General features: G+C 61.7%; 22 protein-coding genes. 17 read left to right on the plus strand and 5 right to left on the minus strand.

Going from position 1 to position 21,700, the window contains the following annotated elements:
- Window positions 1–3 precede the first annotated feature (3 nt).
- Both AC1DD5_RS16480 and AC1DD5_RS16485 read left to right on the plus strand, forming a co-directional pair.
- Window positions 4–1,605 carry an ABC transporter permease gene (locus tag AC1DD5_RS16480; RefSeq protein ID WP_477522144.1) on the plus strand — a complete coding sequence of 534 codons (1,602 nt, stop codon included), beginning with the start codon at window positions 4–6 and terminating at the stop codon, window positions 1,603–1,605.
- Window positions 1,602–2,768 (plus strand): ABC transporter ATP-binding protein, encoded by a 1,167-nt coding sequence (locus tag AC1DD5_RS16485; RefSeq protein ID WP_442004674.1) that lies wholly within the window; start codon window positions 1,602–1,604, stop codon window positions 2,766–2,768. The genes AC1DD5_RS16480 and AC1DD5_RS16485 overlap by 4 nt, the downstream gene beginning before the upstream one ends.
- A gap of 1 nt (window position 2,769) precedes the next feature.
- Here AC1DD5_RS16485 and AC1DD5_RS16490 read toward each other — a convergent pair whose 3' ends face one another.
- Complete coding sequence (locus AC1DD5_RS16490; protein ID WP_442017401.1) at window positions 2,770–3,393, minus strand: YdeI/OmpD-associated family protein; 624 nt, start codon at window positions 3,391–3,393, stop codon at window positions 2,770–2,772.
- Window positions 3,394–3,474: 81 nt separating this feature from the next.
- On the opposite strand from AC1DD5_RS16490, the gene AC1DD5_RS16495 reads away from it, so the two are divergent.
- The 5 genes from AC1DD5_RS16495 (at window position 3,475) to tgt (ending at window position 8,089) form a co-directional block, all read left to right on the plus strand.
- Window positions 3,475–4,188 carry a hypothetical protein gene (locus AC1DD5_RS16495; RefSeq protein WP_442017402.1) on the plus strand — a complete coding sequence of 238 codons (714 nt, stop codon included), beginning with the start codon at window positions 3,475–3,477 and terminating at the stop codon, window positions 4,186–4,188.
- 77 nt (window positions 4,189–4,265) lie between these two features.
- Window positions 4,266–4,805 carry an NUDIX hydrolase family protein gene (locus tag AC1DD5_RS16500; protein ID WP_442017403.1) on the plus strand — a complete coding sequence of 180 codons (540 nt, stop codon included), beginning with the start codon at window positions 4,266–4,268 and terminating at the stop codon, window positions 4,803–4,805.
- Between the two features lie 110 nt (window positions 4,806–4,915).
- Window positions 4,916–5,923 (plus strand): DUF6707 family protein, encoded by a 1,008-nt coding sequence (locus AC1DD5_RS16505; RefSeq protein ID WP_477519205.1) that lies wholly within the window; start codon window positions 4,916–4,918, stop codon window positions 5,921–5,923.
- 91 nt (window positions 5,924–6,014) lie between these two features.
- Window positions 6,015–6,725: an SRPBCC family protein gene (locus AC1DD5_RS16510; protein WP_477519206.1), complete on the plus strand. Its 711-nt coding sequence runs from the start codon at window positions 6,015–6,017 to the stop codon at window positions 6,723–6,725.
- A gap of 47 nt (window positions 6,726–6,772) precedes the next feature.
- Window positions 6,773–8,089 (plus strand): tRNA guanosine(34) transglycosylase Tgt, encoded by a 1,317-nt coding sequence (gene tgt / locus AC1DD5_RS16515; protein ID WP_477519207.1) that lies wholly within the window; start codon window positions 6,773–6,775, stop codon window positions 8,087–8,089.
- Window positions 8,090–8,122: 33 nt separating this feature from the next.
- Here tgt and AC1DD5_RS16520 read toward each other — a convergent pair whose 3' ends face one another.
- On the minus strand, window positions 8,123–8,833 hold the full coding sequence (locus AC1DD5_RS16520) for a queuosine precursor transporter (protein WP_477519208.1): 711 nt from the start codon (window positions 8,831–8,833) through the stop codon (window positions 8,123–8,125).
- Between the two features lie 291 nt (window positions 8,834–9,124).
- Between AC1DD5_RS16520 and AC1DD5_RS16525 the strand changes: the two genes are divergently transcribed.
- The 3 genes from AC1DD5_RS16525 to AC1DD5_RS16535 are packed head-to-tail and all read left to right on the plus strand — an operon-like array spanning window position 9,125 to window position 11,096.
- The gene (locus AC1DD5_RS16525; protein ID WP_477519209.1) at window positions 9,125–9,787 is read left to right on the plus strand and encodes a TetR/AcrR family transcriptional regulator; all 663 of its coding nucleotides are present in this window, start codon (window positions 9,125–9,127) and stop codon (window positions 9,785–9,787) included.
- Window positions 9,787–10,683 (plus strand): TIGR01777 family oxidoreductase, encoded by an 897-nt coding sequence (locus AC1DD5_RS16530; RefSeq protein ID WP_477519212.1) that lies wholly within the window; start codon window positions 9,787–9,789, stop codon window positions 10,681–10,683. Before AC1DD5_RS16525 ends, AC1DD5_RS16530 begins: the two co-directional genes overlap by 1 nt.
- A complete protein-coding gene (locus AC1DD5_RS16535) occupies window positions 10,683–11,096 on the plus strand; it encodes a hypothetical protein (RefSeq protein ID WP_442017409.1) in 414 nt (137 codons plus the stop codon). Before AC1DD5_RS16530 ends, AC1DD5_RS16535 begins: the two co-directional genes overlap by 1 nt.
- A 25-nt stretch (window positions 11,097–11,121) precedes the next feature.
- Here the strand turns inward: AC1DD5_RS16535 and AC1DD5_RS16540 are convergent, their stop codons facing one another.
- Entirely contained in the window at window positions 11,122–11,376 is a 255-nt protein-coding gene (locus AC1DD5_RS16540; RefSeq protein ID WP_477519213.1) for a hypothetical protein, read from the minus strand.
- A gap of 770 nt (window positions 11,377–12,146) precedes the next feature.
- Between AC1DD5_RS16540 and AC1DD5_RS16545 the strand changes: the two genes are divergently transcribed.
- From AC1DD5_RS16545 to AC1DD5_RS16565, 5 genes are all read left to right on the plus strand, one after another.
- A complete protein-coding gene (locus AC1DD5_RS16545) occupies window positions 12,147–13,550 on the plus strand; it encodes an MFS transporter (RefSeq protein ID WP_477519210.1) in 1,404 nt (467 codons plus the stop codon).
- Window positions 13,551–14,166: 616 nt separating this feature from the next.
- Complete coding sequence (locus AC1DD5_RS16550; RefSeq protein ID WP_477519879.1) at window positions 14,167–14,829, plus strand: response regulator transcription factor; 663 nt, start codon at window positions 14,167–14,169, stop codon at window positions 14,827–14,829.
- Complete coding sequence (locus tag AC1DD5_RS16555; RefSeq protein ID WP_477519880.1) at window positions 14,826–16,241, plus strand: sensor histidine kinase; 1,416 nt, start codon at window positions 14,826–14,828, stop codon at window positions 16,239–16,241. Before AC1DD5_RS16550 ends, AC1DD5_RS16555 begins: the two co-directional genes overlap by 4 nt.
- Window positions 16,234–17,199: a TAXI family TRAP transporter solute-binding subunit gene (locus tag AC1DD5_RS16560; protein ID WP_477519881.1), complete on the plus strand. Its 966-nt coding sequence runs from the start codon at window positions 16,234–16,236 to the stop codon at window positions 17,197–17,199. The genes AC1DD5_RS16555 and AC1DD5_RS16560 overlap by 8 nt, the downstream gene beginning before the upstream one ends.
- Window positions 17,200–17,287: 88 nt before the next feature.
- Entirely contained in the window at window positions 17,288–18,121 is an 834-nt protein-coding gene (locus tag AC1DD5_RS16565) for a hydroxymethylpyrimidine/phosphomethylpyrimidine kinase (RefSeq protein WP_477519882.1), read from the plus strand.
- Here the strand turns inward: AC1DD5_RS16565 and AC1DD5_RS16570 are convergent.
- Window positions 18,118–19,047 carry a cytochrome b/b6 domain-containing protein gene (locus AC1DD5_RS16570; RefSeq protein ID WP_442017416.1) on the minus strand — a complete coding sequence of 310 codons (930 nt, stop codon included), beginning with the start codon at window positions 19,045–19,047 and terminating at the stop codon, window positions 18,118–18,120. The two genes, AC1DD5_RS16565 and AC1DD5_RS16570, sit on opposite strands and share 4 nt — an antisense overlap.
- A 308-nt stretch (window positions 19,048–19,355) precedes the next feature.
- Here AC1DD5_RS16570 and AC1DD5_RS16575 point away from each other — a divergent pair, with 308 nt between their 5' ends.
- The gene (locus AC1DD5_RS16575) at window positions 19,356–19,970 is read left to right on the plus strand and encodes a TetR/AcrR family transcriptional regulator (protein ID WP_477519883.1); all 615 of its coding nucleotides are present in this window, start codon (window positions 19,356–19,358) and stop codon (window positions 19,968–19,970) included.
- A gap of 162 nt (window positions 19,971–20,132) precedes the next feature.
- On the opposite strand, the gene AC1DD5_RS16580 is transcribed toward AC1DD5_RS16575, so the two are convergent.
- Window positions 20,133–20,627, minus strand: coding sequence for a MarR family winged helix-turn-helix transcriptional regulator (locus AC1DD5_RS16580; RefSeq protein ID WP_442004659.1), 495 nt, complete (start codon window positions 20,625–20,627; stop codon window positions 20,133–20,135).
- Window positions 20,628–20,704: 77 nt separating this feature from the next.
- On the opposite strand from AC1DD5_RS16580, the gene AC1DD5_RS16585 reads away from it, so the two are divergent.
- Window positions 20,705–21,592, plus strand: coding sequence for an SDR family NAD(P)-dependent oxidoreductase (locus AC1DD5_RS16585; protein WP_442004658.1), 888 nt, complete (start codon window positions 20,705–20,707; stop codon window positions 21,590–21,592).
- Window positions 21,593–21,700: the final 108 nt, after the last annotated feature.

Here is a 21,700-nt window from a genome sequence, read left to right on the forward strand (position 1 = left end):
TCTGTGAGCACTGATCTTTCGGCTCCCGACATTCCACAGTCGGCAGGGAGCACGACGACGGCGGGCAAGGGCAAACGCCCTCGCCCGCCATTCGGCGTTTCCACGGTGTCCTTGCTGGCGGTGTTGATCGCGCTGTTTTCCCTGATGCCCTTGGGCTACGTCATCTTCATGACGGCAACGACAGGCTGGGACACCGCCGTCGAACTCATTGTTCGCCCCCGCGTGGGCGAACTGCTGTTGAACACCATCATGTTGACGGTCTTGACGGTGCCGTTGTGCCTCATTCTTGGGGTGGGCGGCGCTTGGCTGGTTGAGCGCACCAAGCTGCGAGGGAGCCGCTGGTGGGCCGTTGCACTAGCGGCACCGCTTGCCATTCCCGCCTTCGTCAACAGTTACGCGTGGGTATCGGCCGTACCTTCCATGGAGGGCATCTGGTCCGGCGTGCTGATCGCCACCCTCTCCTATTTCCCTTTGGTTTACATTCCCGCCGCCGCCACGCTGGGGCGCTTGGATCCGGCGATCGAACAATCCGCCGCGTCGCTCGGCTTGGGTTCCTGGGCCGTGTTCTTCCGAGTGGTGCTCCCCCAGCTTCGTATCGCAATGACCGGAGGTGCATTGCTGGTCGCCCTGCACCTCCTTGCGGAGTACGGCGCTTTCGCAATGATCCGCTTTGATACCTTCACGACGGCGATCATGGTCCAGTTCCAGTCGACGTTCAACGGTGCCGCTGGAAACATGCTGGCCAGCGTCCTGGTCTTCCTCTGCCTGCTTCTTCTCCTTGCCGAAGTCAAGAGCCGAGGCACCGCCCGCTATGCCCGGATTGGCTCAGGTGCCCAGGCCAAAGCAACACGGGCGCCTCTGGGCGGATACCAAGCTCCGGCGCAGCTCGCTTTGCTTGCCCTGACAGGGTTGGCGTTTGGGCTTCCTGTCTGGTTCGTCCTGCGCTGGCTTTTTGCCGGAGGTGCTGAGGTATGGGCCGCCGACGAATTCATGCCCGCGCTGCTGCAGACCCTCGTGTACGGCGCTGCCGGCGCGGCAGTTACCACGATCGTTGCCTTTCCCATGGCCTACTTGGCGGTTCGGCATCCCAGCTGGTTCAGTAAGATGCTTGAACTGTCCAACTACGTCACCAGCTCCCTGCCCGGAATCGTGGTGGGCCTCGCCTTCGTCACCGTCAGCATCCGCGCAGTTCCCGGCATCTACCAAAGTGCCAGCGTGCTGGTGGCCGCCTATGTTCTCCTCTTCCTTCCCCGGGCGCTGGTCAACATCCGCTCCGGACTGGCCCAGGCCCCCAAAGAGCTCGATGAAGCCGCTCAATCCCTTGGCAAAGCTCCGCTGGTGTCCTTCTTCAGGGTGACCTTGCGGCTCACCGCACCGGCGGCAGCAGGCGGGGCTGCGCTTGTCTTCCTGGCCATCGTCAACGAACTCACGGCCACGCTTCTTCTCTCGCCCAATGGAACCCGCACCCTGGCAACGGAGTTCTGGAGCAAGAGCAGCGAGATCGACTACACAGGCGCCGCACCCTATGCGCTGCTGATGATCGTGCTTTCCGCCCCGATGACCTACCTTCTTTTCCAACAGTCCAAGAAAGTGGCCGGACAGTGACCGAACAATCTCCACCCAGGCTCCCGTCACCCCGCGTGGCGCCGTCCATTGTGCCCACCACCAACACGCACTTGGACATCTCTGAGGTCACAAAGAATTTCGGTTCCCAGGCTGTGCTGAAGGGGGTCAATCTTTCCGTGGCCAAGGGCGGAACCACCGCCATTGTGGGTCCTTCCGGCTCCGGCAAAACCACGCTGCTTCGCTTGATCGCAGGCTTCGAGCACCCAGACACCGGGACCATTTCCCTGAACGGCTCAACGGTTGCGGGCAATGGAGTGTGGTTCCCTGCGCACAAACGGCAGGTGGGATACGTCGCCCAGGATGGAGCGCTTTTCCCGCACCTGACCGTGGGACAGAACGTCGCTTTTGGCTTGGATTCCGGAAAGCTCGACGGCGGCCGCCGGGCCGTTGCTTCCCGCGTCCAGGAACTGCTCGAAATGGTGTCCTTGGACGGCTCCATGGCGAAGCGGCGTCCGCACCAGTTGTCGGGCGGCCAGCAACAGCGCGTTGCCTTGGCACGTGCCCTGGCCCGCGAACCGGAGCTCATGTTGCTGGATGAGCCGTTCTCGGCTCTCGACGCCGGGCTCCGCGTAGCTACGCGCCGGGCTGTGGCCAAGGTGCTCAACGCTGCAGGCGTCACAACCATCCTCGTAACGCACGACCAAGCCGAAGCTCTTTCCTTTGCCGACCAAGTGGCCATCATGCGCGGAGGAAAACTGGCGCAGATTGGCAACCCATTCGTGGTCTATACGCGGCCAGCTGACCGCGCGACGGCCGAATTCCTCGGCGACGCCGTGATCCTGGACGCTTGGATGGAAGGGTCCCTGGCCACGTGTTCACTCGGCGGGATTCCCGTCCGCCGGCCACCAGCACAGGGCAAAGTGCAGCTCATGCTCCGCCCGGAGCAGATACGCATCGCACCCGACGGCCCGATCCGGGGCGTCGTTGTAGACACGGACTACTTCGGTCCCGAAACGACCGTCCGGATACGGCTCGGCGCTTACACCGCGGCTGACGGCGTGCTCTCCGGAAATGGCCACCGCTACCCCGGCGGAGGAGAGATCATCACCATCAGACACTGGAACGCTTCCATCACCAAGCCTGGCACCGAACTCTGCCTTCGCGTCGTGGGCGAAGGCGTGGCGTTCGCACCCGAGGCCTGAGCTATCCGGATTGGGAAGCCTGCCTGGGCTCCGAAGCCGGACGCTTCTTCTGCGGGTATGGCGCCTCGTGCCGGGCAAGCATCTCCACGAAACCAGCGATCTTCCGCTCCCTCGTCTCTGCCCTTTTGACCAGGTTGGTCCGGTGTATGAGGGCGAAGCGGTTCTGGGACGTCAGGACGTCGAACATGGCCTGTGCCTCCGGGACAGCGGCGATGGCAGCAGCGAGATCATCAGGAACCACGGAATCCGCAGGACCGGCGTAGGCAGCTTCCCAACGCCCATCGGCTTTGGCGGCGTCGACGGCGGCCCATCCCGCGGCGGTCATCTTGCCTTCCTGGTCCAAGCGGGCAATATGCCCAACGTTCCGTGCTGACCAGATGCTCCGGCGCCCCCGGGGTGTCATGCGCTGGAAGTAGCTGTCGGCGTCGCGGCTTTTTGATTGGCCGTCGATCCAGCCGAAGCACAGCGCCTCGTCCAGCGCGGCGTCGTAATCCAGCTCCGTGACGTTCCCACCCTTTTTATGCAGGACCAACCACACACCCGGGCTGTCGGCAGCGTACGCCTCAAGCCACGCACGCCATTCGGCCGCGTCCTTGACGATCAATTCTTCGAGCTCGATGGGCATGGATTCATTCTGCGGCAAACCCGACCGCATAGTGTGGAGGTCAGAAGCCGGAGTGCCAGCGAAGCCAGCCCAGGAGGACCCATGTTGCGAGCCCGCCCCATCCACTACACATCGCACTTTGAGCAGTGGACCACGCTGCTGCAGGCGCTGGGTTTGGTGAAGACGGTGGACGACGGCGACTGGCAAGAGTTCGACGCCGGCTCGGGTCGCCTCGCGATGGGCCGGCTGGAGCACGGCCACCCACTGGATGGTTACACGATCTTCAGTGTGGAGGTAGGGAATATGGAGGAGTTCGCACGCCGTACTGAGGAAGAGGGCAGCCAAGCAGAGCTCCATGAGGCCTCCTACGGGCCCACGGTGCGGATCTCGGCCGATGACGGTTTCGAGTTCTTTGCTTTCCCCGCGCGACGGGCAGCAGATGGCAGCTGGGCCACATCCACTGATGCCGACCCAGCACTCACGGTGGCAGGGACGTGGGTGAGCCCTTTGGTGGCGTTCTCCGCAAATGTTTTGCGCAACATCGGAGCCCGGCCACGCACGGAGGACGACGAATCGGCGACCTTCACCACCAAGAACGGCGGCATACTGCGCATCATCCACGGTGCGGACGCCACCAACGGGGACCTCGCGTTTGAGTACGACGGCGATTTGGAACCACTGCTGGAGCGCCTCAAGGCTGCGGGCATCGAGGCCAGGATCACCGAAGACGTCCTGTACGTCGCCAACCCGGATGCTGTGAGCGGCGCGGCGCCGGCGTCGGTTGTCGTGGAGAAGTCACCAGTCCCGGCCGCGTAATACAGCCGAGAGCGTAACCCCGCAGCCACGGCGCCGCTGCCACCAAACTTCGGCTGGGGATGCGGTAGAACTTAACCATGAGCGTACGTACACCCGACCCGTATCCAGGCTGGCTTTCCGACGAAGACCTGTTCGAAGCCCGCGGCCGCCTTCCCATGGTCTACGTGGAGGCAGTCCCCGTTCGCCTGGATCCGCTCGGGTACGTCAATGAAGTCGGTTCCCTCCTGCAGGGCGACGCCGACGGCAACATGGTTCGCTACCTCGTCTCCGGCCGCGTCCTTTACCGTGAAACCATCCGGGCAGCCCTGCTGCGGCACATGGAAAAGGACCTCGGCCCCCTCGCGTTCCCGCAGCTGCCCATCAGCCCCGTTCCCTTCACGGTGGCCGAATACTTCCCCGCACCGTCCCAGACAGGCTTCACCGACGACCGTCAACACGCGGTGTCGTTGGTCTTCATCATCCCCGTCACTGGCGAATGTGAACCGCGCCAGGACGCCCTGGAACTCACGTGGATGACGCCGCAGGAAGTCCTGGGTGACGACGTTCAGCAGGAGTTCGAGGGCGGCCGCGGCAACCTCGTGCGCCAGGCGCTGGCTTTCTCGGGCATCGTCCTCTAGTTCGGGCATAGTCCCATAGTTCGGCATCGTCCTTTAGCGGGTCCCGCGTCCTGCGGCGGCTGGAGTTTGTAGACTGGACGGCGGACCGCAAGAGAACCAAAGGACTTCCGATGACTCACAGCCCAGCCTCACAGCAATACCGCGAAAAGCAGGCTGGGGACCTGCAACCCGGAGACTTTGTGTTCCTGCCCGGAGACGGGCCTGCCGAGGAGATCGGCAGCGTCGAGGTCCAGAACGATGATTATGGCGTTCCCGCGCTGCTGCTGGTGACAAGGGTCGACGGCGGGACGGTGCGGATCGCTGTTGGCTCCAGTGTGCCAGTGGGTGACGGAGCTTCGGCTGGCTCGGCCGCACCCGAAGCCGCCGTCCGCCAGCCTGAATCTGAAGATGACGCGGAGTCCAGCACCTCGCTGGAAGGCGACTCTGACGCAGCAGCGGGTTCCGCCGTCGTCGTTCCCCCACGCCCGGAAACGCCGCCTGCGGTTACCACGCCTGTCCCCGAAGAGCTCGCGCTGATCCCCGAGCCGGCCGGAACGCCTGAAGCCGTAGTGCGGGCCGCCGTCGCCAATCACAAGGGCAAGAACGGCGTTCAGGTGCTCGCCGAGAGGTTGGCGAAGGGCATCAACACCAAATCCGGCAGCTGCCTTCGGGACCTCAGCAACCTGGCGTTCGATCTCTGCATTGTGCTACGCGATCCGGACAACGCCTTGGCCGTGGCGGATCTCCTGAACGTGCTTCCCTTTGACGGCAACCCCGATCGCTGGGCGTCGATCGAACGCGCGCTGGCGCTCTCCAGCTTCATCTGCCGGGAGGGCGGACAGACCGAACGCGCGGCCGTCTACGAGAAATTGCTGCGCGCCCACGAGTCGGAGGAAACGGACCCCTTCAAGGCCCGAATCGCCGCGAAGGTCCGCCAACGCGCCCTGAACGAACCGAACTTGTACGACAAGGAAATCTTCCGCGCAATCGATAACGGCAACCATGAAGCCGAACGCGACTGGCGGTTCCTCCGTCTGGAGTCGCTGTTGTTCCTGCGGGCCCACGGTGGATCCGAGACCCTCGGAGAAGAGGAACTGGGCCGGCGCATCGGCATGGAACTGGATGCTGTGCGGGCCTGAAGGAGCGGTGTCCTGATGCAGCCGCCTAGTCCCGGCACTTGTAAACTTCAAGACCTGTATTACGGACGCGAACGGCGGTAGATTCGGGGCCATGACGAACAATCTGAGCGTTGTGATTAATGCCGACGCGCAGCAGGTTTGGACAATGCTGCGCGAACCCTCCCTGGTGGCTCAATGGCACGGATGGGAAGCCGATGACCTCGCCGATGAAATCAAACAGATCTACTTTCACCCGGATGTTGTGGAAAATGCGGATCACACCAAACTGACTGTCCACGCCGGGGATGAGTTTGAGCTCCACCCTGTTTCCGGCGGCACCGAAGTCAAAGTCACCCGCGCCGCGCTGGACCATGACTCCGAGTGGGCGGAATGGGACGAGGACATCACGCAGGGCTGGCTGACCTTCCTTCAACAACTCCGTTTCGCCCTCGAGAGACACCCCCATGGTCAACGGCGCACCCACTTCGTGTCCCTTCCGGGAAGTGGTGGCCTCGCCATCGAAAAGCTGGGGCTTGGCGACCTCCCGCCGGTCGGGGATGAGTATTCGCTCAAACTTTCCACCGGTGAAGAGATTTCGGGCAAGGTCTGGTTCAAGAGCCGGCACCAGGTGGGGCTCACTGTTCACAGCTACGCAGAGCACGGCGATGGATTGCTGATCGTTGCCGAGCAACTGCCGATCCCTGACAAAAGGCCCGACGGCGGTTCCATGGTGATTGCCTCCACCTACGATCTGGGGGCCCACACCTTGGCGGATATCAGGTCATCCTGGGACAAGTGGAAGGATGAGAACTACAGCTCGTAGGAAGGGTTCCGCAGGTTACCCGGGGTAAAGCTGGCACACTTGTTAGCGTGCCAGCTTCCGCTTTCCTGCCCTCGTCTCCTCCGTCCACAGCCTTGCCGGGTCTTTCTTCACGGCAAACCGAGTTCTCGTTTTCGGTGGGCCAGCGCCTGACCGAAACGTGTTCGCCGTCGGACGCCTTGATCGAAGCCAATGGCGGCACTTTCCTGGGCCGGACCGGAACCATCACCACGCCGCACGGAACCATCCAGACGCCCGCGTTCATCGCCGTCGGAACCAAAGCAACAGTCAAGGCCGTGCTGCCCGAGTCCATTGCCGGGCTCGGTGCGCAGGCAGTGCTGGCCAACGCCTATCACCTGTACCTGCAGCCGGGCCCTGAGATCCTCGACGCCGCTGGCGGGCTGGGGGCCTTCATGAATTGGTCCGGCCCGACGTTTACGGATTCCGGCGGATTCCAGGTGATGAGCCTGGGATCGGGGTTCAAGAAGGTCATCGACATGAAGAATGTGGACACTTCCGGCCCTGATGATGCGGTGGCGCCAGGCAAGGAACGGCTGGCGCACATTGATGACGACGGCGTGTGGTTCAAGTCGCACCTCAACGGGGACCGACACCGCTTCTCCCCCGAGATCTCCATGCAGGTCCAGCATCAGATTGGGGCTGACATCATGTTCGCGTTCGACGAGCTGACCACGTTGCAGAACTCGCGGGCCTACCAGGAGGAGTCGCTGGAACGGACCCGTCTCTGGGCCCTGAGGTGCTTGGAAGAGCATGCCCGTTTGACTGTTTCCCGAGTCGGGAAGCCGTACCAGGCCCTGTTCGGGGTGATCCAGGGTGCGCAGTACGAGGATCTGCGCCGAAAGGCCTGCCAGGATCTGGGGGCAATGCCTTTTGACGGGTACGGGATCGGTGGTGCGTTGGAGAAGGAAAACCTGGGCACGATTGTGCGCTGGTGCAACGAGGAACTCCCCGAGGACAAGCCACGGCACCTGCTGGGCATTTCCGAGCCGGACGATATCTTCACGGCAATCGAGAACGGGGCCGACACGTTCGACTGTGTCTCACCAACCCGCGTGGCCCGAAACTCAGCTTTCTATACGCCGTCCGGTCGGTTCAACCTCTCCGGGGCGCGCTATAAGGCCGATTTCGGACCACTGCAGGACGGCTGCGACTGCTACACGTGCGGAAACTACTCGCGCGCGTACATCCACCATCTGTACAAGGCCAAGGAAATGGTCTCGGCCACTCTGATCTCCATTCACAACGAGCGCTTCGTGGTGAAGATGGTGGACGATGCGCGGTTGGCCATCGAGTCCGGGGACTTCTTCGAGTTCAAGGCGGAGACGCTGGGCCGGTACTACTCCTAGCTGTGGTTGGCGTGGCAGGTCTCGCGGGGTTCCCTAGGCTGCGACTGGCCCGTAGCTCGGCTCACGCTTCTTGATATAGCCGACCACCAACACCGTGATCGGGACGAACAGGAACTCCACGCCAGTCTTGTAGACGAAGCCCACCAGGACATAGTTGGCGAACATGCCGAAGTCCGTGATGCCGATGACCGAGGCCGCGATGCTGCAGAAGATCAAGGTGTCCACGAATTCGCCCACAACGGATGAACCCATGAGCCGCGCCCACAAGGTCTTCTCGCCCGTGCGCTCCTTCATTTTCACCAGAATCCAGGAGTTGATGGTCTGACCGGCCAGGAAGGCCAGAAGCGAAGCGAGCACGATCTGCGGGACCGGGCCCAGCGCGCCCTCGATGGCTGCCTGCTTGGCGGTTCCGTACTCATCCGTGAAGCCAGGCAGCACGATGATCACCCAGTAGCAGAGTGAAGCGAAGGCTGAGAGAGCGAAGGAGGTAATGATGGCCTTGCGTGCCACCTTGAAGCCGTAGACCTCACTCATGACGTCGCCCAGGATGTAGGCCAGTGGGAACAGGAAGAATCCGCCATCAGTGATGATCGGACCAAGCACGACGCCCTTCGATGCGCCGATATTGGACAGGATCAGCACCACGGCCATGATGGCGAGCATGATGCCAAAGTACGGGGATCCGATCGAAGCGAAGCGGGGTGCAGGCTTGCTCAGGGTGCTGGAGCCGGAAGGCGAGGGCATGGGTCATCCATTTCGTAGTGGTTCGCGCGGGCGCTGTTGGTTCAGGCACCCGGCTGTATTAGCACTGTTGTTGGTGGGGCTCAGCCCGACACCAGCTTTATTGTCCCACCCACCAACGCTCTCTCACATCCTGACCGGTTTCCACCGATCTTCTCTCACATCCTGACCGGTTCCCACCGATCTTCTCTCACATCCTGACCGGCTCCTTTCCGGACGTTTTCTGAACGTGTTCAAATATGCAGCTATACTCGTTATTGAACACGTTCAAAACTCGGTTCGAGGAGCAACACCATGGCAACAAAAAGCGAACAGACCCGGCAGCTTGTAGCCGACGTCGCACTAAGAATGTTCCGTGAAATCGGCTTCGAGAAGACCACCATGCGCGCGATTGCACAGGAGGCGGGAGTTTCCGTCGGCAATGCCTACTACTACTTCGCCTCCAAGGATGAGCTCGTCCAGGAGCTGTATATCCAAGTCCAGAACGAGCATGCGGAGGTTGCGGCACAGGTTCTCAACGACGTCCACGATCTCGCCGGTCGACTGAAAGCCGTGCTGCACACGGGCGTCGACGTCATGGCGCCCTATCACCAGTTCGGCTCAGATTTCATCGCAACCGCGATCCGGCCGACGTCGCCAGTCAATCCATTTGGCGAGGCGTCCACCGCCGCCCGCGAGGCTTCGCTTGCGATCTTCCGGTCCGCCGTCGACGGTTCCTCCCCCGCCGTCGCCAAGAAACTGCGCGAAGATCTACCGGAGCTGCTGTGGCTTGCATATATGGGTGTCGCCCTTTTCTGGGTCTACGACAAATCCGAGGGCCAACGCCGAACGCGGAAACTGATCGACGGTGCCGCGCCCTTGGTAGCGAGGGGGTTGTCGCTGGCGAAGATTCCTGGCGTCGGCAAGGTATTCGACGACGTTCTGGGACTCGTCCGCAGCGTGAAGGAAGGCTCGTGATGGAGCGGACAGTGGCACTTGCGGGCGCTACCGGGTTCATCGGCACCTACTTCAGGCATCGTTTTGTTGCTGAGGGTTGGCAAGTTCGGACGGTCGGGCGGGATGCTTCAACTGATGCTCCATGGAACGACGACGGCGCCATCGCCAAGGTGCTGAACGGCGCCGAACTGCTGGTGAACCTCGCCGGACGATCCGTGAATTGCCGCTACAACGACCGGAACCGCCGGGAGATCGTGGACTCCCGGGTTTTGACAACTCGTGTCCTGGGTCGAGCCGTTGCTCGATGCGCCTACCCGCCTGGGACGTGGATCAACGCCAGCACTGGCACGATCTATCGGCATGCGGAGGACGGCCCACAATCTGAAGCATCGGGTGAGCTGGGCAGCGGGTTCTCTGTAGACGTGGCCCGTGCGTGGGAGGACGAGTTGGCTGCTGCCCATGTTCCGGGCACTCGAAAGGTTCCCCTTCGCATTGCGATCGTCCTCGGTCCGGGCGGTGGCGTGATGACTCCTCTGCGGATTATGGCCCGGCTTGGTTTAGGTGGGCGGATGGGGCCGGGCACGCAGAAGTTCAGCTGGATTCACGTGGAGGATCTGTTCCGCGCGGTGGCATTTGTCCACGGGCAGTCTGCACTTACTGGTCCAGTAAACGCAGCAACGCCATATGCCGTGGATAACCGCGAACTGAATTCGCTTATTCGGCAGAGTATAGGTGTCCCGTTTGGACTCCCGACGCCAGCTTGGCTGCTCGAAGCCGGAGCTGTCCTCATCCGGACACAGGCGGAACTGGTGTTGAAGAGCCGGTGGGTCGAACCCCGGAAGTTAGTCGATGCGGGTTTCACCTTCTCCTATCCGGCTCTGAGCGGCGCGCTCAACGCGATCGCGGGGGGCAAGTGATGAGTCTGACCGCCCGTTCGGAAGTCTGGATCTACGGACCAAAGGATCGAGTGGTTTTGGGCTGGAAGGCCCTGATCATCGGGATCTTGATGTCACACCTTGTCTTTGGCGTCCTCCTAGCCCTATCAAACCCAGCATGGGGCGTCGTCTTGTTCGCCTTCAGTGCCCCGCCAACATGGGGAGCCGCTGCTGCGGTCGGCTCACTGTTGGGCCTGGCACTGCGACGCATCCGAAATCAATGGATTCATGTCGCTGCCTTCTTTGCGACCCCGGCTCTTGTGAGTGTCCCCTTCGGAGGGTTTTGGAATCCCTCAGCATGGGCCTTTCCCTTGAGCATTGCCGTCGCTGCAGGAATCGCGCGCCTTTCCGTTTGGAAAATCGTCCGGATCAACGACCTGCCTTCTCTCACATAATCACCGCCTTCCGGGCAACGTTCTCTCACATCCCGACGCTTTCCGGGCAACGTTCTTTCACATCCCGCAGTGCACGAGCGGTCATCGGCGTCGTGATCTTGTGCCTAGGTAGCGGTGAACCCTTTTCTCGTATTCCGCGTAGGGCCGCCCAAAGGCCAGCCTCTTCACGCAGCACGCCCAAATGGTCCATGAGCATTCCGACCGGCAGGGTCACCACCACCCATGATGAACCGGCGAGTGTCCCCGCGCCCAAATGGATGAGCCACCACCTCACGTACATAGGATGGCGGGTCAATGCATAAGGGCCGCTTGTCACGAGTTCCTCAGCCTCTCCAAATTGAAACTGCCCGTCGAGCGGCGACCTCGTTCAGCCAAGGCCCAGGCATTCAGCCCACCGCCAATCACCAGCAGCCCGGAACCCACCATCCGGTGAAGCAGGTCAGGGCCGGGCAAGGACCGCGGACTAGTTCTTCCGAGAAAGAACATCACGGCCACTCCGGTCACTTGGCCCGGCGGCAGGGGCAGGTTTCCGAATAGCCTCCTCAAGGTGAGCCGAGGGGTCGGGGATGGCTGAGAAATAGTCGCCATGCCTGAACAGTAACCCCGCGATCCGCTCTTGTCCGCAGCAAGGAAACAGGACGTGACAGAGCATCCGCCGAAAGCGGTCAGCATGTGAGAGAACATCCGCCCAAACCGATCAGGACGTGACAGAGGAACCGCCGAAAGCGGTCAGGACGTGAGAGAACATCCGGAAGGGACCACAGCGCGAAGGCGGGATCAAAGCAAAAGCCGCGCACCGCCGTCGTGCGTTCAGGCTGTTCAGGGCGTTCAGGGGCCTCGAAACCTAAGGAAGTGTTAGGAAATCGCTTCCGGCGTTGGCTGTGCCCTGCATCACCAATAGTTTGGATTATGTCCTCTTCACCCATGGAGGACCTTTCTTAGTCGACGAAGAGCCATGCGCAAGGACGCCATGAGCAAGAGCTTCATGGACAGAACGAACTCATGTAAGACACGGCTGCCATCGCAGGCGCCGTCCAGGAAGGTTCATTGATGAGCACCCAACAAGTTGCGCCCCTCAGCGAGGCCGCACAGACACGCAAGGCCGTGAGCAACATCCTCAAAGGCTCCGCGGGCAACCTCGTGGAGTGGTTCGATCTTTACGTCTATACGGTTTTCGCGGCGTATTTCCAGTCGCACTTCTTCAACTCCTCGGACGATCTGCAGGCTGGCCTCGAAGCTATGGCGGTCTTCTCGACGTCGTTCCTCATGCGTCCAATCGGCAGCTGGTTCTTCGGCCGCTACGCCGACCGCAAGGGCCGCAAGGCTGCGCTGACCCTCAGTGTGACCATGATGTCGGCCGGTTCGTTCGCCATCGCGGTACTGCCAACCCAGAACGTGATTGGGCTCTGGGCATTGATCCTGTTGGTCTTCATCAGGGTTGTGCAGGGCTTCTCAGTCGGCGGCGAATACGGCACCAGCGCCACTTACATGTCTGAGGCTGCCACTGCCAAGCGCCGCGGCTTCTTCTCCAGCTTCCAGTACGTAACACTCATTGGCGGGCAGATGCTGGCCCTCCTGGTGCTCGTGATCCTGCAGAACACCATGAGCAAGGAAGACCTGACTGCTTGGGGCTGGAGGATTCCTTTCGCGATCGGTGGCGTGGCTGCATTGGTTGTCCTCTGGCTTCGCCGTTCCATGGAAGAAACGCTGTCCGCGGATCAGCTCCGCGCCGCGCACGTGAAGGTTGATGGCGAGGCACAGCCGGGGACCATGAAGCTGCTGTTCACGAAGCACTGGAAGCCGCTGCTCATCTGCATTGGCATCACGCTCGGTGGCACGGTGGCGTTCTACACGTACACCAACTTCATTCTTAAGTTCATGAACGATACGTCCGGCATCGCCAAGACCGATACCTCCGTCATCAACTTCTGGGCTTTGTTCATCTTCATGCTGCTGCAGCCGGTCTATGGCTTGATTTCGGACAAGATTGGCCGCAAACCGCTGCTCATCTGGTTCGGGGTCACGGGCGTACTGTTCACGTGGCCGTTGCTCTCCACGCTGTCCGGAACCAAGGATCCGTTAATGGCGTTCCTGCTCATGCTAGGCGGTCTGCTGATGGTGGGTGGCTACACATCGATCAATGCGCTGGTGAAGGCTGAGCTTTTCCCGGCATCGATCCGCGCCCTGGGTGTTGGTCTTGGATACGCGATCGCGAACTCGCTGTTCGGTGGCACGGTCCCGCTGATAGGCGCCGCTCTGCAGAAGGCTGGGCAGGTGGACATGTTCTTCACCTACGTGACTGCCGCGATCTTCATCTCGCTGCTGGTGTACATCTTCGCGCTGAAGAACAAGAAGGCCACGCACTTGGACGCCGAGCAGGGAAGCGCATTCGCCGCGAAAGGCTCTGATTCGCGCGACGCCGACGAGGACAAGAAGGATCTCGCCAAGGCCTAACCCTGCCGCTTGTGAGGCCCGTTCTGCGCTCTTTGGTCACTCCGAGGGGCGCAGAGCGGGCCTCGCAACGTTAACCCGGCGGCCGCGGGACGTGAGAGAGCGTCCTGCCAAACGGCGCGGGACGTGAGAGAGCGTCCTGCCAAACGGCGCGGGACGTGAGAGAACGTCCTGCCAAACGGCACACGACGTGAGAGAACGTCCTGCCAAACGGCACACGACGTGAGAGAACGTTCCGGCAAACGGCGCACGACGTGAGAGAACGTCCTGCCAAACGGCACACGACGTGAGAGAACGTTCCGGCAAACGGCACACGACGTGAGAGAACGTTCCGGCAAACGGCGCACGACGTGAGAGAACGTCCTGCCAAACGGCGCACGACGTGAGAGAACGTCCGACGGCGGGTTGGGAACCGGGGGCGCGCCGGCGCTGGAAGGCGGATCGGGGAGGAAGGGAGTAATCTCCAAGACGGACCATCGGGCCTCCAACCGCCAACCGCCAACGTCAACCACGCAACCGTCAACCGTCAACCGCCAACCGCCACCGTCACCCGTCAACCAACCCCGTCCAACCATCGGGCACAAACCCACCAACAACCCAAGCGGCAAAGGATCACACAGTGCACGTGCTCATCGTCGAGGATGACGACGCGATGGCGTCCGCTTTGAGCGCTGCCGTTGCATCCGCCGGCCACAAAGCCACCAGGGTATCCCGCGGCGAGGACGCACTCCTGGGGCATCGGCACCACGAGGTGATCCTGCTGGATCTCGGTTTGCCGGACTTGGACGGCCTGGACGTCCTGCGGAAACTGCGTCAGGTCACGCAAATTCCCATCCTGATCCTCACGGCGCGCGACGACCAGCGCAGCGTGGTCCTGGGTCTGCGTTCCGGGGCAGATGACTATCTGGTCAAACCTGTGAAGCTCGTGGAATTGCTGGCGAGGATCGAGGCTGTGACGCGTCGTACCAACCGTGCCGGGCAGTCGGCGCCCCACAACATCCAGGTGGGAGACGTCAGTGTGGACCTGGACCGCAGGACGGCATCTGTTGGCGAAAGGGAGCTCTCCCTGACCGCAACAGAGTTCGAACTCCTCAGCCTCCTGGCAAGGAATGCGGGATCAGTAGTGACAAGGGAACAGATCCTCGATGCCCTCTGGGGTGATGCTTTCCTCGCAAATTCCCGCTCGCTGGATGTGCACCTCACAGGCCTCCGGTCCAAGCTCCAACTACCCGGCTTCATCATCAACGTCCGCGGGGTCGGTTACCGCGTCGAGCAGCCGTGAAAATCCGTGTCCTGGCCATCCTGAGCGTGATCGCGGTGCTCATCGTGGTCACGGTATCCAGCGTGATACTGACATCGGCCGGCAGGGAGCTTGCCCAGGAACTCCAGATCAACCGGGTCACGTCTTTGAACCGATTCGCCCAGCTCGCAAATGACGCTTCATCGGACAACGACACCACCCAACTCCAACGCGAAATGGATCGCTATTCCGAGCTCTACGGCGAGGGGATCCTGATCCGCCTGCAGCAGCAGACAGTCCGCTCGGGCAATCTCAACGAGGACCGTGCCGAAGTCCGTGACGCACTGAACCGGGCCAGCCTGAACCTCAGCGACACCACCCTCAGCCCGCTCAGGCCCTTCGGATCCGGGACGGAGGTTATCTCGAGGTCCTTCGGCACAGCCAGCCAGGTACTTGGTGAGGCCGTCCTTGAAGTCAACCCCGAAGCGGCCCGGCAGAAACTACGGGAGCGGTGGCTCGTCGTCGGGCTTGCCGCAGTGGCGCTCGGTGCTCTCCTCCTCCTGGCAGCGGCCCGCCTCACCGGCTGGGTCCTGCGGCCGGTCCATCGCCTGAGCAAAGCCGTCCACGAACTTGAGACGACGGGCAAAACGACCCATCTTCCCGACGCCGGCCCACCCGAGCTGAGGGAGCTGAGCCGTTCGTTCACCGCGATGGCCAACACTGTCACTGAGAGCATCGATTCGCAGCGCCAACTGATCGCCGACACATCGCACGAACTACGGAATCCAGTGGGTGCCTTGCGGCTCCGGATCGATCTGCTGCAGCTGGCACTGAAGTCCGAACCCGAAAAAGCCGCGGCTGCCGGCGTGGTTGCTGAGCTTGAGCGTGTGGAGGCAATTCTCGACGGCGTGCTGAAGCTGGCGACCGCGGAACACCGCGCCTTCGAGGGTTCGGCGCGCGTGCAGCAGGAAGCTGAGCACAAACACCACACCGTCATCGACCCCTTCCCTGTCCTGCAGGGAGAGGTGGAGCGGGCGATGCCGGCTGCTGGACGCGCTGGTTCGACGATCACGCTGGCGCAGCCGGAGCAACCGCTCCACCTCGCCTGCAATCCGGACGAGCTGGCACACATGGTGGGTGAGCTTCTGGCCAACGCCATCAAATACGCCCCCGGGGCCCGGATCACGGTGGCAATGACGCGGACGCGAGGAGGGGTCGCCGTCGAGATTTCCGACGACGGTCCCGGGCTTTCCGCCGAGCAGCGCACCGCGTCCACAACGCGGTTTTGGCGGGCGCCGCAGCACAGCAAGATCGCAGGAAACGGTTTGGGCATGACGATCGTGGACCGTTTGGCGCATGCGAACGGCGGTGAGCTTATGCTCGAGGGAAAACAACCACACGGATTGACGGCACGGCTTGAATTCCGGCAGCCTCAGGGTGATCAGGATGAGTAGCAGGATCCTACCAAGGCGGGCTGTTCTCAGAGCCGGACTGTCCGCTGGTTTGGCTGGGCTACTGCTGCCGGTCTGGACCGCTTGCACCCCTGAGGAGAAGCCGCAAAAGCTAACGGTCGCCGGCGGTGAACCAGGTGGCTTTTACCTGGAGTTCGCAACATTGTTCGCGGAGTTGCTACAACGCGAGGGTGTGGCCGAAGCCGCCGTGCCACTGACCACCGGCGGAAGCCTGGAAAACATCCGGCGGGTATTGTCCGGCGAGGCAACGTTCGCCGTCGCGCTTGCGGACGCAGCTGCCCAGGCTGCGGCCACCCGACAACCCGGCGGCAATCTTGTGGCGCTCGGAAAGGTGTACCAAAACTACGTTCACTGCATCGTGCGGGAGGACAGCGGTCTGCGCTCCTTCGCCGACCTGGCCGGGAAGACAGCCGGTGTTGGCGAGGTGGGCTCCGGGACGTCGCTGACCGTTCCGCGCATCCTCTCCGCGGCGCCGGCCAGCATGGGCCTCAAGCAGGTGAACCTCGGCTTGAATCAAGGGTTGGCGGCGTTACGCGACCGTTCCATTGACGCCCTCTTCTGGTCCGGCGGTGTGCCAACCGCTGCCATCGCATCCACTGCCAATGACATTGGCCTTCGACTGATCGACCTCTCCGAACACATCAAGGCCATGCGCGAACAATATGGCGCCTTCTACGATCGCGTCCTGATCCCCGCCAAGAGCTACGGGGACGCAGCTGCCACCTGGACCGTGGGCGTAGCGAACCTGCTCCTTTGCCGCAGCGACCTGGCCGATCACCTGGTTTCGGAGGCCGTGAGGCTGTTGGCAGAGAAGGCTCAGGACCTGGTACCGAAGACGAGCACGGGCGTGCAGTTCCTCAGCCCTGAGACGCTCATCAACACCGCCGGCGTGCCCCTGCACCCAGCCGCCGAGGCAGCTTACCGCCGCTTGCACGGCTAACGGCTACCTGCGGCGGCGGCTCGTGGCGCGGGCGTTACCGGCGCCGTCGAAATCGGCTCCCCGTCGGGCAACTGGCAAGATGGAAGACATGACTTCAGCCGTTGCCCCTGCCATTGCACTGACCATCGCCGGCTCCGAAGCGACCGGCGGTGCCGGCGCGCAGGCCGACCTCAAGACCTTCCAGGAACTGGGAGTGTTCGGCATCGCGAACCTCACGTGCATCGTTTCCTTCAACCCCCAAGACAGCTGGAAACACCGCTTCGTGCCGGTTGACCAGCAGGTCATCGCGGACCAATTGGAAGCGACGACGGCGGCATATGGTGCCGCTTCCGGCGCACCCTCGGTTTTGGACACGGTGAAGATTGGCATGCTCGGAAGTCCGGCAACCATCAGCACAGTGGAGAAGGCGTTGGCCGACGGCTCTTTCGCGAATGTGGTCCTTGACCCTGTCCTGATCTGCAAGGGACAGGAGCCGGGCCACGCCTTGGACACTGACCAGGCCTTGAAAGCGCAGATCCTGCCTCTGGCTACTTTCGTCGCCCCGAATCACTTTGAGGCCGAGTCATTGTCCGGACTGAGCATCACGGACGAAGAATCGTTGAAAGCCGCTGCCATTCGCATTCACGAGATCAGCGGCGCAGTAGTCCTCGCCAAGGGTGGAGTGAGGCTGGAAGGCCCTGACGCCGTCGACGTTTACTACGACGGCGAAACGCTGGAAGTCCTGCGCAGTCCTAAGGTTGGCGACGTGGCTGTGTCGGGTGCCGGTTGCTCCCTGGCTGCTGCCGTGACTGCTGAATTGGCCAAGGGCGCCACGCCACTGGAAGCTGCCCGCACCGCCAAGGCGTTCGTAACGGCCGGCATCAAGAACCGCGTGTCCTCGGGTGCTCCGTTTGATGCCCTATGGCAGGGCGGAAACCGCTAGCGCGAGACCTTGCCCATCAGCGAGGCGACCGGGCGCAGGAACAGCGGGCGGGCCAGGAACCAGGCGGCCGCTGTGAAGACGATTGAGGCGGCGAAAATGCCGAAGCCCCACCAGCTGTAATCGTTGTTCGAGGCGTACATGTGGTTCAGGTTGTTCAGCGCACCGGTGGCCAGGACCAAGGTGACGTGGACGATCACGAACGCCACGAAGTAGATCATCACCGGGAAGTGGATCTGTCGGGCGAGCTCGATCGGGTAGAACTTGTTGATCGCCGCCTTTTTCGGCCACGCACCGGACATCCGCAAGCCCGTGATGATGGCCAGCGGGGCGGCGATGAAGACGGTGACGAAGTACGTCAGGAGCTGAAGGCTGTTGTAGTTGTTCCAGCCGTTCTCAATGGGCCAGTTCAGCGAAGCGTACTGTAGGGCTGCGGAAAGAGCGTTGGGGAAGACGTCCCAGTTGGTCGGGATGATCCGCAGCCATTGGCCGGTTGCGAACAGCAGGACGATGAAGATGATGCCGTTCAACACCCACAAGGCATCCAGCGTGAGGTGAAACCAGAGATCAAGGCTGATCTTGCCCGGTGCGTTCTTGGTCTTGATGAAGCCTTTGTTGTTCCGGGTCCAATAGGCCGGCGGCCTTGTGGTGGTCCGGACCTGCCAGCCAGAGCGGATGATCAGGACCAGGAAGAACATGTTCAGGAAGTGCTGCCAGCCGAGCCATGCCGGGAAGCCTGTTGGGGTGCCTTCGGGGATCGCTGAGTGTCCGGGGTAGTCCACCAGGAACTGCTGGACGGGTTGCATCGTCCGGAGCCACTGCGCGATAAGCACCAGGACCAGCGCCACCACCAAAGCTATGGCGGTAACGACGACGGGTTTGAACCACCTGTTCGACGTGATCCCGGACGACTTGCTTGAAACGGACATCAGGCCGCGTTCCTCTCTGGCTTTGTTTGGCGTGCGACCAGTTGGCGCTCTCTCATAGCGATTCAACCAGTTGCAGCGCGACGGTGAAAACGGCACCCGGGTTTCGGAGCGTTTGACGTCAAAAATCGCAGCATTCGGATACATACCGCAACACATATTTCTAGAACGAGCTTCTAAGATTGTTCCTTTACTTGATTGATGGTCAAGGGGTTTGATTGCTGTAAGTTTCGGACTGGGTGAAGGTACGATTCCAGAAAGAAGCCCGACGACACTCCGGCAAACAGCATGTCGCGGCGAAGGGAGCATCCTTGGTTCGCAAAACCTCCAACGCGGCAGTCCATGCCGGCTCGTGGCAATGGACCCGGACAGCCGCCACCCGAAGAAACCTCCTGGATGCGGCCAGGGAAGTTTTCTGTGAGCACGGCTTCACCGATGCCAGCATTTCCGACGTCGTAGCCCGTTCCGGGTCAAGTGTTGGCAGCCTCTATCACCATTTCGGCGGCAAGACCGAACTCTTCCTGGCGCTCTGGGATGATTACCAAAATGAACATGAGAGGCTCGTCGCCGCGGCTGTAGCAAAGGCCAGGAAGTCAGGCGAAAACGATCCGTTGGCACTGTTCAACGTGGGCAGCCGCAGCTACTTCGACTACACCTGGACACACCGCGCATTGGAGCGGGTGTTCATCGAGGGCGACACTCCCCCGGGATTCGAGGTACTGCGACGTGAACGTGGACGCGAGTGGGTCCGGCAAAACTCCGTGCTGCTGGGAGCCAGCGACGACACCCTGGGAAAGCTCACGGTCGCTGTCATCACGGACATGATTACTCTGGCCGGACACGAGGTCGCCCTGAGTTCGTCCAAACGGCAGGCGGACGACGTCGTTGAGGCTGCGGCAGTGCTGGTAGGACGGCTGGTTCGCTAGCCATCGCTCTCTCACATCGTGATGCCTTTTCCCTGATGCTCTCTCACATCCCGGCCCGTTCCGGCCGATGCTCTCTCACATCCGGGCGCGTTCCGGCCGATGCTCTCTCACGTCCCGGCCCGTTCCCGCCGATGCTCTGTCACATCACTCCTATAGCGAGCGCTACCAATCTTCTGCTGAGCTCTTGCCGGATGGGTGATTAAAGGCGTGGAGTAGTCTGGCGAGGGTCTCGACGTCGGCGTCGTTCCAGTCCTTGATTCGGTCGAAAAACGAAGTTCCACGCAAATCCAGGGCTTTCTTGACCCGGGCTTCTCCTTCAGAAGTGAGCGACACGATGACGGCTCGCTTGTCACTGGGGTCAGGCGTGCCTTTGAGCAGGTTGAGTGCTTTCATGGATCGGATCAGGCTGCTGGTGGAACTTCGGTCCATCCCAACGGACTCTGCCAGGGTGCTTGGCTTTACCGGCCCGTAAGAGAAGAGCCATCGAGCGAGATGAAACGCAGCAGGCTGGAGATCCGGGTGAAATGCCGCAGCACTCCGCTCGGTAAGAACCCTTGATGCGCTCAGAAGGGCGCTCAATTCTGAGCCGAGGGCGAGTTCGAGATCGCGGCGGCCTGAATTCTTGTCGTCGTTGGGAACACTAGAACTGATGGACATTTCCACATTAACTCCTTATGGTTAGGAAATCCCCACTATATCCCAGCCGCCTCGAAGCCCTGCCGAAGGAGAAACCTTTGCGTTCCACACCTCTGATTGTCATGACAGGAGCAACAAGCGGCTTGGGCCGCATCGTAGCCATCGAATTGGCCAGACGGGGCGCCCGTCTGGCGCTGACTACCCGGGATGCCGAGCGCGCAGCCGCAGTCTCGGCCGAAATCGAACTCTCGGCACCTGGGACTTCAGTGGATTTCTTCACAGCGGACTTCTCGCGCACGGGAGACGTCCGACGCGTCGGCCGTCAGATGGCACAGCGGTACCACCAGATCGACGTCCTGATAAACAACGCTGGCCTCCACGCCTTCGAGCAGCGCATCACGGCGGATGGGTTTCCGGAGATGATGGCCGTCAACTACTTGGCACCGTGGATACTTACGCAGGAACTGCTTCCCTCCCTCAAAGCCACACCGAATGCTCGGATCGTGAATGTCGCCTCGGAGGCGTCACGTCGGCATGGATCCCTGGCTCTCCCTGGGGATCTCACCGATACTTCCCCTTTTTCCGCGCGAGGCTCTTCTGCGGTGTATGGGAAAAGCAAACTTTTGGACATCATGTTCACGTTGGAATTGGCCCGACGTCTGGAGGGGACCGGAGTCAGTGCCAACTGCGTAGACCCTGGCTTCAACGTCACGGGCCTAGGGCGGGAACTCAGGTTCGCGCCACTGATGGAGAAGATCCTCGCTCACCTTCATATTGGGGATCCCGAACGCGGCGCAGGCCTCACCATCAAACTTGCCAGCGACTCCACATTCTCAGGAAAAAGCGGCGGCTACTACACAAGGCGGAACACGAAGCGCCTCACGCCGGTTCACCCGGCAGATGACCCAAACTTGTGCAGGCAGCTATGGGAGCACACGGAGCAGTTGCTTGCCGCATCACGTGACGGTGATGTCGCCAGCAGGTGAGAGAACATCCCGCCAAAACGGTCGGGAAGTGACCGAGCATCGGGGAAAAACCCGCAGGACGTGATAGAACATCCCGCCAAAACGGTCGGGAAGTGACTGAGCGTTGGG

This window comes from Paenarthrobacter sp. 10L420, assembly GCF_056395385.1.

Excerpts from the sequence above, each read along its gene's own strand:
- AC1DD5_RS16490 (WP_442017401.1), bottom strand. The coding sequence starts at position 3,393 with ATGCCCATCGAGCTCGAAGAATTGATCGTCAAGGACGCGGCCGAATGG.
- AC1DD5_RS16495 (WP_442017402.1), top strand. The coding sequence starts at position 3,475 with ATGTTGCGAGCCCGCCCCATCCACTACACATCGCACTTTGAGCAGTGG.
- AC1DD5_RS16500 (WP_442017403.1), top strand. The coding sequence starts at position 4,266 with ATGAGCGTACGTACACCCGACCCGTATCCAGGCTGGCTTTCCGACGAA.
- AC1DD5_RS16505 (WP_477519205.1), top strand. The coding sequence starts at position 4,916 with ATGACTCACAGCCCAGCCTCACAGCAATACCGCGAAAAGCAGGCTGGG.
- AC1DD5_RS16510 (WP_477519206.1), top strand. The coding sequence starts at position 6,015 with ATGACGAACAATCTGAGCGTTGTGATTAATGCCGACGCGCAGCAGGTT.
- AC1DD5_RS16520 (WP_477519208.1), bottom strand. The coding sequence starts at position 8,833 with ATGCCCTCGCCTTCCGGCTCCAGCACCCTGAGCAAGCCTGCACCCCGC.
- AC1DD5_RS16525 (WP_477519209.1), top strand. The coding sequence starts at position 9,125 with ATGGCAACAAAAAGCGAACAGACCCGGCAGCTTGTAGCCGACGTCGCA.
- AC1DD5_RS16530 (WP_477519212.1), top strand. The coding sequence starts at position 9,787 with ATGGAGCGGACAGTGGCACTTGCGGGCGCTACCGGGTTCATCGGCACC.
- AC1DD5_RS16535 (WP_442017409.1), top strand. The coding sequence starts at position 10,683 with ATGAGTCTGACCGCCCGTTCGGAAGTCTGGATCTACGGACCAAAGGAT.
- AC1DD5_RS16540 (WP_477519213.1), bottom strand. The coding sequence starts at position 11,376 with ATGTACGTGAGGTGGTGGCTCATCCATTTGGGCGCGGGGACACTCGCC.
- AC1DD5_RS16545 (WP_477519210.1), top strand. The coding sequence starts at position 12,147 with ATGAGCACCCAACAAGTTGCGCCCCTCAGCGAGGCCGCACAGACACGC.
- AC1DD5_RS16560 (WP_477519881.1), top strand. The coding sequence starts at position 16,234 with ATGAGTAGCAGGATCCTACCAAGGCGGGCTGTTCTCAGAGCCGGACTG.
- AC1DD5_RS16565 (WP_477519882.1), top strand. The coding sequence starts at position 17,288 with ATGACTTCAGCCGTTGCCCCTGCCATTGCACTGACCATCGCCGGCTCC.
- AC1DD5_RS16570 (WP_442017416.1), bottom strand. The coding sequence starts at position 19,047 with ATGTCCGTTTCAAGCAAGTCGTCCGGGATCACGTCGAACAGGTGGTTC.
- AC1DD5_RS16580 (WP_442004659.1), bottom strand. The coding sequence starts at position 20,627 with ATGTCCATCAGTTCTAGTGTTCCCAACGACGACAAGAATTCAGGCCGC.